Source organism: Desulfovibrio sp. (assembly GCA_016208105.1).
In the GTDB taxonomy this organism is placed as follows: domain Bacteria; phylum Desulfobacterota; class Desulfovibrionia; order Desulfovibrionales; family Desulfovibrionaceae; genus Fundidesulfovibrio.
In genome coordinates this window covers 468,316-480,238 of the sequence record JACQYS010000022.1, presented here as the reverse complement: position 1 = coordinate 480,238, position 11,923 = coordinate 468,316, and the positions used below count along the sequence as shown (strand labels likewise).

7 protein-coding genes are annotated in these 11,923 nt (G+C 62.1%); all 7 read left to right on the top strand.

Going from position 1 to position 11,923, the window contains the following annotated elements; all coding sequences use genetic code 11:
* Positions 1–160: 160 nt before the first annotated feature.
* The 7 genes from HY795_14750 (at position 161) to HY795_14720 (ending at position 11,757) form a co-directional block, all read left to right on the top strand.
* Positions 161–2,269 (top strand): acetate--CoA ligase family protein, encoded by a 2,109-nt coding sequence (locus tag HY795_14750; protein ID MBI4806486.1) that lies wholly within the window; start codon positions 161–163, stop codon positions 2,267–2,269.
* Positions 2,270–2,290: 21 nt separating this feature from the next.
* Positions 2,291–3,358 carry a phosphotransacetylase family protein gene (locus tag HY795_14745; protein ID MBI4806485.1) on the top strand — a complete coding sequence of 356 codons (1,068 nt, stop codon included), beginning with the start codon at positions 2,291–2,293 and terminating at the stop codon, positions 3,356–3,358.
* Between the two features lie 39 nt (positions 3,359–3,397).
* On the top strand, positions 3,398–7,030 hold the full coding sequence (gene nifJ / locus HY795_14740) for a pyruvate:ferredoxin (flavodoxin) oxidoreductase (protein MBI4806484.1): 3,633 nt from the start codon (positions 3,398–3,400) through the stop codon (positions 7,028–7,030).
* Between the two features lie 407 nt (positions 7,031–7,437).
* Positions 7,438–8,598 (top strand): FtsX-like permease family protein, encoded by a 1,161-nt coding sequence (locus HY795_14735; protein MBI4806483.1) that lies wholly within the window; start codon positions 7,438–7,440, stop codon positions 8,596–8,598.
* A 2-nt stretch (positions 8,599–8,600) separates the two neighbouring features.
* Complete coding sequence (locus HY795_14730; GenBank protein MBI4806482.1) at positions 8,601–9,326, top strand: ABC transporter ATP-binding protein; 726 nt, start codon at positions 8,601–8,603, stop codon at positions 9,324–9,326.
* Complete coding sequence (locus tag HY795_14725) at positions 9,323–10,306, top strand: efflux RND transporter periplasmic adaptor subunit (protein MBI4806481.1); 984 nt, start codon at positions 9,323–9,325, stop codon at positions 10,304–10,306. The genes HY795_14730 and HY795_14725 overlap by 4 nt, the downstream gene beginning before the upstream one ends.
* Positions 10,303–11,757, top strand: a complete 1,455-nt coding sequence (locus tag HY795_14720) for an efflux transporter outer membrane subunit (GenBank protein MBI4806480.1) — start codon at positions 10,303–10,305, stop codon at positions 11,755–11,757. The genes HY795_14725 and HY795_14720 overlap by 4 nt, the downstream gene beginning before the upstream one ends.
* Positions 11,758–11,923 lie beyond the last annotated feature (166 nt).

The window sequence follows — 11,923 nt, the reverse complement described above, 5'->3', positions numbered from 1 at the left end:
CTCTAGTCGAATAACTTGTTGGATTTATTATGTTAAGAATATTGGAACGGAAGTTGTAATAAGTTTCGGTTAGTCAACGGTGGCGGCTGGGGCGAAATGCACGTTCGTCTCATTCCGTGAAACAAGATGGAAGCGCCGGTTTAGAATGCCGGTTTCCAATATCGGAGTAAGAATGCACCTCGACGCCTTGTTCAGCCCGAAAACCGTGGCAGTTGTTGGCGCTTCCAGGGATTCGGGCAAGATTGGCCACACCATCTTGAAGAACATGATCGAGGCCGGCTTCAAGGGCGAACTGTACCCCGTCAACCCGAAAGCCGAAACGGTTCTCGGGCTCAAGGCCTACAAGGACATCCCGAGCCTTCCATCCCCCCTTGATCTTGCCGTGCTCGCAGTGCCGCGCGAAACGGTTATCCCCTCCCTGAAGGCCCTGCTGGAGCACAGGCTGCGCGGCGCGGTCATCGTTTCCGCCGGGTACCGCGAATCCGGCAAGGAAGGATGGAAGATCGAAGCCGAAGTGGCCCGCATCTGCCGCGACAACGACATCGCGCTTATCGGCCCCAACTGCCTTGGAATCATCTCCACCGAGGACGGCGTCAACGCGTCTTTCTCTCCTGGCTTTCCCCGCAAGGGAAACATCGCGTTTTTCTCCCAGTCCGGGGCCTTGTGCTCCGCCATTCTGGACTGGGCCATCGGCGAATCCATCGGCTTCTCCAAGTTCGTGAGCCTTGGCAACAAGGCCGTGGTGGATGAAACCCACATGCTCTATGCGCTGGCCCAGGACCCGGAAACCAAGGTCGTTCTCGGCTACGTGGAGAACGTGGAGCACGGCGAGGCCTTCCTGCGCATGGCCCGCAAGATCACCCGGGAAAAACCCGTGATCATGCTCAAAGGCGGAACCACGGCGGCCGGGGCCAAGGCGGCCTCCTCCCACACAGGCTCGCTTGTGGGGTCCGAGCACGCCTACGAAGCCGCCTTCCGCCAGACCGGGATTCTGCGCGCCCACACCATCACTGAAATGTTCGACATGGCCCAGGCCTTTTCCAACCAGCCCCTGCCCCAGGGGCCGCGCCTGGCCATCGTCACCAATGCGGGAGGCCCCGCCATCCTGGCCGCGGACGCGGCCGAGAAGTCGCTCCTGTCCATGGCCCCGCTGTCGGCGCAGACGGTGGACACGCTCAAATCCGGCCTTTCGGCCTCGGCCGGAATATACAACCCCGTGGACATCCAGGCCGACGCCGACGCGAATCGCCTTGACCGCACCATTTCAGTGCTGCTGGACGATCCCCAGGTGGACAGCCTCATGGTGCTCATCGCGCCCACCGCGTTCACCCATCCCGAGAAGATGGCCAAGGCCATAATAAAATCCGCCGCGAACACCTTCAAGCCCGTGCTGTGCTGCTTCATGGGCAAAAGCCACATGGAAGCCGGCGCCATCCTGCTCAAAGAGGCCGGCATTCCCTGCTACCAATTCCCGGAACAGGCTGTGAGCAGCCTGGAGGCCATGTACCGCTACGGCGTCCGCAAGAGCCGTCCTTCCCCGGTCATGGCCAGCGTGGAAGGCCGCAAGGATGTGGTGCGCAAGGTCATCAAGGAAGCCCGTTCCCAGGGAATGACTGAAATTCCCGACGAAATGGCCCAGGACATCCTCAAGGCCTACGACCTCCCGGCAGCCAAAGCGGCACTGGCAAGAACTTCCGACGAAGCGCTGGCTCTGGGTTCCAAGATCGGATATCCTGTGGTATGCAAGGTGGCCTCGCCCCAGATCACCCACAAGGCGGACGCCGGGGCCGTGGCGGTAGGGGTCAGGACGCCCGAGGAACTGCGCACGGCATTTCTCGAAATCACCGGGCACGTGAAGATCACCCGGCCGGACGCCCACGTTTCCGGATGCATGATCCAGGAGCAGGCGCCCGCGAACATGAAGGAAGTGGTGCTCGGTTTCCGCCGGGACGACCACTTCGGGCCGCTTCTGCATTTCGGGCTGAACGGAATCTACATCGATGTGCTGGGCGACATCTCGTACCGGCTGGCCCCGGTATCCATCAATGACGCCCGCCAGCTCATCCGCGAAGTGGACTCCTACATGCTCCTCAAGGGGGTGCGTGGCGAACCGGCGGCGAACATCGAAGCACTCGAAGACATCGTCATCCGGCTCTCGCAATTGGCGATAGACTTCCCGGAGATTTACGAGGCCGAACTGGGCCCTGTTCTTGTCAACAATGAACGCGCCGTCGTAGCGGACGTGCGCCTTATGCTTCTTCCACAGTAGCCATAGGGAGTTCACGCGCATATGCCAGGACTGTATATCGGTTCCACAGCGCCTTTTTCCGGAAAGAACACCCTCTGCCTGGGTCTTGGCCTCAAGTTCCAGAAGGAAGGGCTCTCGGTGGGCTATTTCAAGCCCGTGGGCGCGCAGGCGGCAAAAATAGGAGACTCCTGGGGAGACCTGGACGCGGCCGCCATAAGCCAGGCCCTGGGCCAAAGCGTCGCGCCCGACCTGGCCACGCCGGTGCTGGTCACGCAGGACTTCATGCACAAGGTCTTTTCCCAGTCTCCCTGCCAGGACCGTACCGGCGAGATCGTGGCCGCGTACAAAAAGATCTCCAAGGGCAAGGACGTCACCCTGGTGGGAGGATCCGGCGGATTCCTGCACTCCGGACTTTACGCCTGCTTAGACGGCGCCACCGTGGCCAAGGCACTGAACGTGCCGGTTGTCATCGTGGACCGGTGCACCCACGAGATGAACTACGACATACTCCTGGCCATCAAGGAGCGCCTGGGCGAGAAGATGCTCGGATGCGTCCTGTCGGACGTCACCGGCCACTACCAGGAAGAGGTGAACTCCGTGCTCGTGCCGTTCTTGGCCAAGCGCGGCGTGAAAGTTCTTGGCATCATGCCGCACGACCGCCTGCTCGGAGCGGTTTCGGTGAACATCCTGGCCGAACGCCTGGGCGGCAAGCTCATCTCCAGCGCCCACAAATCCGATGTGGTGGCCGAGAGCTTCCTCATAGGCACCATGCAGGTGGAAAATTTCCTCACCCATTTCAGAAAGCACACCAAGGCCGCGGTGATCGTGGGCGGCGACCGCTCCGACCTGCAACTGGTTGCCATCGAAGGCAGATGCGCCTGCCTTATTCTCACAGGCAACCTCTACCCCAACGACATCATACTGGCTCGCGCCGAGAACGCGGAAGTGCCCATCATGGTGGTTCGCGAGGACACCTATTCCGTGGCCCGGCGCATGGAGGCCCTTCTCTCAAGGAACAAACTGCGCGACCCAGGCAAATTCCAGCAAGCATCCCAACTGGTGGCCGGCAATCTCGACATCGCCGCCATCAGGCAGGGTCTTGGGCTCTAACCAACCCATATTCATACACTGTAGAAAGGAAACAAGGCAATGGCACAGAAACTGATCAAGACCGTGGACGGCAATACCGCCACTTCTTGGGTGGCATACGCTCTCTCCGAATGCGCTGCCATCTATCCCATCACTCCTTCCTCCAACATGGGCGAGATGGTCGACGAGTGGGCTTCCCAGGGCATGAAGAACATCTTCGGCCAGACCATCAAAGTCCGTGAGCTGCAAAGCGAAGCCGGAGCCGCCGGAGCCGTGCACGGCTGCCTGGCCGCCGGCGCCCTGACCAGCACCTATACCGCTTCCCAGGGCCTTCTGCTCATGATCCCGAACATGTACAAGATCGCCGGCGAACTTCTGCCCGGCGTCTTCCACGTGTCCGCCCGCGCCGTGGCCGCCCACGCCCTGTCCATCTTCGGCGACCACCAGGACGTCATGGCCTGCCGCCAGACCGGCTTCGCCATGCTTGCCGGCTGCTCCGTCCAGGAAGCCCATGACATGGCCCTGGTGGCGCACCTGTCCGCCATCGAGTCCAGCGTGCCCTTCCTGCACTTCTTCGACGGCTTCCGCACCTCGCACGAAGTGCAGAAGATCGAGGTGCTCGACTTCGCCGAAATCGCCAAGATGGTGAACCAGGAGAAGGTGGCCGAGTTCCGCGCCCGGGCCATGAACCCCGAGCATCCGAACATCCGCGGCACCGCCCAGAACCCGGACATCTACTTCCAGGGCCGCGAAGCCGCCAACAAGTTCTACCAGGCCGTGCCCGGCATCGTGAAAGAGGTGATGAAGAAGGTCTCGGCAGCCACCGGCCGTTCCTACGGCCTCTTCGACTACTACGGCGCCCCTGACGCCGAGCAGGTCATCGTGGCCATGGGCTCTTCCTGCGAAGCCATCAAGGAAGTCATCGACGCCATGCAGGGCAAGAAGATCGGCCTGGTCACCGTGCGCCTCTACCGCCCCTGGTGCTCCGAGTCCTTCCTGGCCGCCCTGCCCAAGACCGCCAAGATCATCACCGTGCTCGACCGCACCAAGGAAGCCGGCTCCCTGTACGAGCCCCTCTACCTGGACGTGGCCTCCACCCTGCGCGACGCCGGCAACAACGCCACCTTGATCGGCGGCCGCTACGGCCTGGGCTCCAAGGAGTTCACCCCAGCCATGGTCAAGGCCGTGTACGACAACATGGCCGCCGCCAAGAAGAACCACTTCACCGTGGGCATCGAGGACGACGTGACCGGCACTTCCCTGCCCGTTCCCGCCTTCTCCGACACCACCCCTGCCGGCACCGTGCAGTGCAAGTTCTGGGGCCTGGGCGCGGACGGCACCGTGGGCGCGAACAAGGAAGCCATCAAGATCATCGGCGACAACACCGACATGTACGCCCAGGGATACTTCGCCTACGACTCCAAGAAGTCCGGCGGCATCACGGTTTCCCACCTGCGCTTCGGCAAGAAGCAGATCCGCTCCACCTACCTGGTGAACGCCGCGGACTACGTGGCCGTGCACAAGTCCAACTACGTGCAGCTCTACGACGTGCTGGAAGGCATCAAGGAAGGCGGTACCTTCGTTCTGAACTCCAACTGGTCGCTGGCCGACATGGAGAAGGAGCTTCCCGCCGCCACCAAGGCCGCAATCGTTGCCAAGAAGCTCAAGTTCTACAACATCGACGCTGTGAAGATCGCCCAGGGCGTTGGCCTTGGCGGGCGCATCAACATGATCATGCAGACCGCCTTCTTCAAGCTGGCGGGCGTGCTGCCCTTCGAAAAGGCCGTGGAGCTTCTGAAGAAGTCCATCCACAAGGCCTACGGCAAGAAGGGCGAGAAGATCGTGCAGATGAACATCGACGCCGTGGACCAGGCCGTGGCCGCCCTCGAGGAAGTGAAGTACCCGGCTTCCTGGGCCAATGCCAAGGACGCTGCCGCTAAAGCCGAGAACATCCCCGACTACGTCGCCAAGATCGCCAAGCCCGTTCTGGCCCAGAAGGGCGATTCCCTGCCGGTGTCGCTGTTTGATCCCGCCGGGTTCATGCCCGTGGCCACTTCCCAGTACGAGAAGCGCGCCGTGGCCATCAACGTGCCCGAGTGGATCAAGGAAAACTGCATCCAGTGCAACCAGTGCGCCTTCGTCTGCCCCCACTCCGCCATCGTGGCCAGCGTGCTGACGGACGGGGAGAAGGCCAAGGCCCCGGCCACCTACGAGACCCTTCCCGCCCAGGGCAAGGAGCTCAAAGGCATGCACTTCCGCATCCAGATCAACACCCAGGACTGCCTGGGTTGCGGCAACTGCGCGGACATCTGCCCGGCCAAGAAGAAGGCCCTGGAGATGAAGCCCATCGACTCCCAGACGGGTGTCCAGGTCCCCAACTTCAAGTTCTGCGAGACCGTGTCCTGGAAGCAGGGCCTCATGAAGCGCGACTCCGTGAAGGGCTCCCAGTTCTACCAGCCCCTCATGGAATTCTCCGGCGCCTGTTCCGGCTGCGGCGAGACCCCGTACGTGCGCGTACTCACCCAGATGTTCGGCGAGCGCATGATCATTGCCAACGCCACCGGCTGCTCCTCCATCTGGGGCGCCTCGGCTCCCACCACCCCGTACTGCAAGAACGCCGACGGGTTCGGTCCGGCCTGGGGCAACTCCCTGTTCGAGGACGCCGCCGAATTCGGTTACGGCATCGGCTTCGCCGTGGCCCAGCGCCGCGAACTCCTGAAGGACAAGGTCAAGGCCGCCGTGGCCGAGGCCGACGGAGACCTGAAGGCGGCCCTCACCGGCTGGATCGACGGCTACCTCGACGCTGAAAAGTCCGCCCTGTTCGGCGCCCAGATCAAGAAGCTGGTTGGCGCCATGAAGACCAAGTCCGCTGCCATGAAGGCCATCGAGGCCGACTTCGACCTTCTGGTCAAGAAGTCCGTCTGGTGCTTCGGCGGCGACGGCTGGGCCTACGACATCGGCTTCGGCGGCCTGGACCACGTGATCGCCTCCGGCGACGACGTGAACATCCTGGTCATGGACACCGAGGTGTACTCCAACACCGGCGGCCAGTCCTCCAAGTCCACCCCCACCGGGGCCATCGCCAAGTTCGCTGCCGCTGGCAAGCGCACCCGCAAGAAGGACCTGGCCCGCATCGCCATGACCTACGGCAACGTGTACGTGGCCGCGGTCTCCATGGGCTACAACAAGCAGCAGCTCATGAAGGCCTTCGCCGAGGCCGAGGCCTACCCCGGCCCCTCCATCATCCTGGCCTACGCCCCCTGCATCAACCAGGGCCTCAAGCGCGGCATGGGCAAGACCCAGGAGCAGGCCAAGCTGGCCACCGCCTCCGGCTACTGGCCGCTGTTCCGCTACAACCCGGACCTGATCGCCCAGGGCAAGAACCCCCTGCAGATCGACTCCAAGGCCCCTGACGGCACCATCATCGACTTCGTCATGAGCGAGAACCGCTACGCCGCTCTGGACAAGATGATCCCCGACGTGGCCAAGAAGCTGCGCGCCGAGCTCGAATCCGACATCATGGACCGCTGGAAGCAGCTGTGCGTCCTGGCCGGTGTGGATCCCAGCGGCGACGCGGAAAAGGCCAAGGCAGCCAAGGGCGCGGCCGACTCCGAAGCCTGCACCCTCTCCGCAACGGCCGAACATAACGGCGGCAACGCCGAGCCCTGCGACGACGGTCGCTCCGGCAAATAGGTAAAGAAATGTCCCCGGAATGGATGAAAATCTATTCCGGGGACAAAAAAAGTGATTATAGAAGTATACGGCAAGCGCAGAACGCTTGCCGACGGGTATACGGCCAACGGGCTGGCCGGCAGTAACCCCTCGCGGCATCGCCCCACCACAACCCCGCCCTAAAAGCCGCGAGCCTCACCACGCTGCCCACCTGCCGACTAGCCCTACCGTGCGGGGGGAGTGCCCTCTCCCCCCGCTTCTTTTTACTTGCCCGGCGGCTTAAACTGTAAGCCGCCGGGCATTTTTTATGCCTTCCTGCAATTTATCCCCAACATCTGTAACCCCGCCCCACTCCCCGGTCTCTTACGTGTGTCCATCGGCATCCAAAGCAAGCCCGCCCTTCCCGCACACCCCATCGAAAAAACCATATGCTGCACATCGCGTTGAAAATGCTCTTCGGAGACAAAGGCAAATACATTGGCATCGTTACGGCCATTGCCCTGTCTTCCATCATCATGATCCAGCAGCCCGCGATCCTGGTAGACATCCTGAGCCAGACCTACGGCACCATCTCGGACATAAGCCTGCCGGACATCTGGGTGATGGACCCGCAGGTACAGTCCATCGAAGATTCCAAGGCCATGCAGGACACCCTGCTCTACCGCGTGCGAAGCGTCCAAGGCGTGGAGTGGGCCGTTCCCTTCTACAAGGGCGGCCAGAAGGTGCGCCTTCCAAATGGCGAAACCGCCCAATGCCAGATGAACGGCCTTGACGACGCCACCCTCATCGGAGGCCCGGCAAAGCTTCTCCAGGGCAATCTCGTGGATCTGCACGTGTCCGACGCGGTCATCGTTGACGAGGCCGGAGCAAAAGGCAGGCTGGCGTCAACACCTAAGGACGGAGGCCCCCGCGTGCCCCTGAAGGTGGGGGACGTCCTGGAGATAAACGAACACCGGGCCCTGGTGGTGGGGATATCGCAGACAACGCCCAGCTTCATGTCCCAGCCGGTGCTCTACACCACCTACAACCGCGCCAAGACCTTTGCGCTGAGCGAACGCAAACTCCTGAGCTACGTGCTGGCCAAGGCCAAACCCGAGGAACGCCCCGAGGACGTGGCCAGAAGAATTTCGGCGGAAACCGGCCTCAAGGCCTACTCGTCCGAAGAGTTCAAGCAGGTGTCGCTCGATTTCATTCTGCACAGGACGAACATCTTAAAGAACATCGGCTTCGTGGTGCTCATCGGCTTCGTGGTGGGCACCGCGGTCACGGGCCAGATATTTTACAACTTCACCCTGGAAAACCTTCGCTACTTCGGCGTGTTCAAAGCCATGGGCGCCACTGGCGGGCAGCTCCTGCGCATGATCCTTCTCCAGGCGTTCCTGGTGGGTTTCGTGGGGTTCGGCCTGGGCGCCGGGATCACCGCCGCCTTCATGGCCGGCACAACCGGAGGCATGGGGCCGCAGCCCAAACTCACCTGGGAGCTCCTTCTTGGAAGCGGAACGGCCGTGATGGTCATCGTTCTTCTCGCGGCCCTGATAAGCGCCCGCAAGGTGATGAAACTCGAACCAGCCGTGGTGTTCAAGGGATAACCATGGGAAATGCTGCTGACACTTTGGCCATAAGCTGCCGCAACATAACCAAATGCTACGGGAGCGGAGACAACAGCACCTGGGCTCTTCGCGGCGTGGATCTCGACGTGCTCCCCGGAGAGCTGCTGATGCTGGTGGGACCGTCCGGCTGCGGCAAGACCACCCTGATATCGGTGATGGCCGGGATAATGGACCAGGACCAGGGAACATGCGAACTGCTCGGCCGGGACATGAAGAAGCTCTCCGAAAAAGAACGTCTTCAATTCCGGGGGCGAAACATCGGGTTCGTGTTCCAGGCCTTCAACCTGGTGCCGACGCTGACAGTGGCGGAGAACGTCTCCCTGCCGCTTATAATAAACGGTTGTTCCCAAAAGGAGTCATTGCTCCGGTCCAGGCGGTGCCTGGAGGATGTGGGCCTTCATGGCCGCGAGGATTCGCGCCCGCCGGACCTGTCCGGAGGACAGCAGCAGCGCGTGGCCATAGCACGCGCCCTGGTCCACGACCCGAGCATCGTGGTGTGCGACGAGCCCACCAGCGCCCTGGACCACGCCACCGGAAAAAACGTGATGGACATGCTCAAATCCCTGGCCGTTCGGGACAAGCGCACCCTGGTGATCGTCACCCACGACTCCAGGATATTCGACTACGCCGACCGCATGGCCAACATGGACGACGGACGCATCGAAAGCGTCCAGTCCAAGACTCCAGTTCAAGGAGTGGACTCTTGAAACTCAAACATTTGCTTCTCCCCGGAATTGCCGCCGTGGGCATCGCCTTTGCCGTGGCCGCGGCGTTCAGCTCGGAGCGCAGGCACGAACCGGCCCAGCCCCTGGCCCAACCCTCCCAGGCTCCCTACCAGCACTATGTCGGCGGAGCCGGACTGGTAGAAGCCAACAACAACAATATCTCGCTTGGAACGTCCGTTGCGGGCGTGGTGTCCAAGGTATTCGTGGAAGCCGGGAACACGGTGGAACCAGGCCAGGCCTTGTTTTCCATCGATGATCGCGAAACGCGGGCGGAGATAGCCGTCAAGGAGGCCAGCCTGGCCAAGGCCCAGGCGGCTCTGGAAGAGGCCCGGGCCTCCCACAAGGACTACCAGACGCAATTCTCCCTGGTGAAAAACGTCACCGACCGCCGGGCCGTGAGCGTGGACGACCTGGAAAAGCGCCGCAACGCGGAAGCCCTGGCCAAAGCCAAGGTGGAGAGCGCCAAGGCCGCCGTCTTGTCTGCCGAAGCCGAGCTCGCGGCCTCGAAAACCACGCTGGACCGCCTTACCGTGCGGGCGCCGCTTTCCTGCGAGGTGCTCCAGGTGAACATTCGCGCTGGAGAATTCGCCCCCACCGGGAGCCTCTCCACTCCGCTCATGCGTTTGGGACGTATGGACCGCATGAACGTGCGCGTGGACGTGGACGAGAACGATGCCTGGCGGGTGAGAGAAGGAACCAGGGCCATGGCATTCATGCGCGGCAACCGGGAGATGAAGGCCACGCTTGATTTCGTGCGGGTGGAGCCCTACGTCACCCCCAAGGTGTCGCTTACCGGCGGCAGCAGCGAACGGGTGGACACCCGCGTGCTCCAGGTGATCTACAGCTTCGACAGAAGCGAGTTTCCGGCCTTTGTCGGCCAGCAGCTGGACGTCTTCATAGAGACAACGCCCCCGTCATCCGTGGCCTCCGGAGCCAAGCAGGTCGCCGGGGGCGGGTTATGAAGCGCTTTGGCACAAGCATCGTCCTGCTTCCATTGGCGCTCTGCGCCTGCGTGAGCGTTGGTCCCGATTACAAGCGCCCGCAATTCGACGCCCCGCAGAATTGGGGGGAAACGGCAAGGCCCGTGGAAACGGCAGCCGGGATCGAGCAGGCCGCCTGGTGGAAGAACCTTGGAGATCCGGTTCTGGACAGCCTTGTGGAGCGGGCCGTGGCCAAAAACCTGGACGTGGCCCAGGCCAGAGCCCGCATCGCCCAGGCCAGGGCGGAAGTGGTTGTGGTCAGGGCCGGGGCTCTGCCCGCCCTGAACGCTGCCGGTTCCACCACGTCGAGCTACGCCGACGGTTCGGTGCTTTCATCCACTCCGGACACGTCATCGAATGCGACGGTTTCGCCATCCACCACATACCAGGGAGGTCTGGGAGTCAGCTGGGAGATCGACGTGTTCGGCGGCCAGCGACGCCAACGCGAGGCCTCCCGGGCAGCACTGGATGCCAGTACGGAAGACTTCAACGCCACCGTTCTGACCTTGCTTGGCGACGTGGCCAAAAACTACGTGGAGTTACGAACGTACCAGGAGCGCCTCGCCATTGCCCGGGCGTCCACCAAATCGCAACAAGAGAACGTGGCCGTCACCCTGGAACGCTTCAAGATCGGCCTCATAAGCCACCTGGACGTCTCCCAGGCCCAGGCGCAAAAGTCATCGACCGAAGCGGACATGCCCGTTCTCGAAGCGTCCATCAAGCAATCGATCCACCGTTTGGGGATACTCCTGGGCCAGGAGCCCAACGCGCTTAAGAGTGAGCTGGAAACGGTCCGAGCGGTGCCTGCGGCTTCTGGCGTGAACGCCCTGGGGCTGCCGTCGGAACTCCTCTCCCGCAGGCCGGACCTGCGCAAGGCCGAGCGCCAGCTGGCCGTGGCCTCGGCCAATATCGGGGTGGCCGCCGCCGAACAGTATCCAAAGTTCGACCTGACCATGGGGCTTGGGCTGCAAGGAAACGTGCTCACGAAGTTTTTGGGCCTGGCCAACTGGTACTGGTCCGTTGTTCCGGCCTTTTCCGCTCCGGTCATCGATGCCGGCAAGGCCCGGGCGGGCGTGGCCAAGAAGCGGGCCGTGTATGATGAGAGCCTGGCCAAATACCACGCCACCTTCCTCACCGCGCTGGAAGACGTGGAAAACGCCCTGAGCGCTTACGGCGCGGACGAGGAAAGGAAGCAAAGCCTCCAGCAGGCCGTGCTGGCCAGCGAGGACGCGCTCGCCCTGGCACGGGAACGCTACGCAAAAGGGCTCACCAGTTTCCTGGACGTTCTGTCCGCGGAAAAGACCCTCTACGAGGCCCAGGAGAACCACTGCAAATCAAGCGCCGCCGTTATCCTGGACATCATCACGCTGTACAAGGCCCTCGGCGGCGGCTGGGACTGCCAGGAGATCAAGGCGGTTACCCCCGCGGCATGAAACGGAGCGCATGTACGACGGACCGTGAAGATTCATTGTGCTCAGCAAGTTAGCCTTACGGACAGAGCACTTGTCTTTGGTTGGGAAGCCATATTTTTTCTGAAACATGAAACTTTGTTCATGAAATCTCTTGATGCAAGGGGCGGCCTTGGCTAAGGTGTTAAAA

Excerpts from the sequence above, each read along its gene's own strand:
- HY795_14745 (MBI4806485.1), top strand. The coding sequence starts at position 2,291 with ATGCCAGGACTGTATATCGGTTCCACAGCGCCTTTTTCCGGAAAGAAC.
- nifJ (MBI4806484.1), top strand. The coding sequence starts at position 3,398 with ATGGCACAGAAACTGATCAAGACCGTGGACGGCAATACCGCCACTTCT.
- HY795_14735 (MBI4806483.1), top strand. The coding sequence starts at position 7,438 with ATGCTGCACATCGCGTTGAAAATGCTCTTCGGAGACAAAGGCAAATAC.
- HY795_14730 (MBI4806482.1), top strand. The coding sequence starts at position 8,601 with ATGGGAAATGCTGCTGACACTTTGGCCATAAGCTGCCGCAACATAACC.
- HY795_14720 (MBI4806480.1), top strand. The coding sequence starts at position 10,303 with ATGAAGCGCTTTGGCACAAGCATCGTCCTGCTTCCATTGGCGCTCTGC.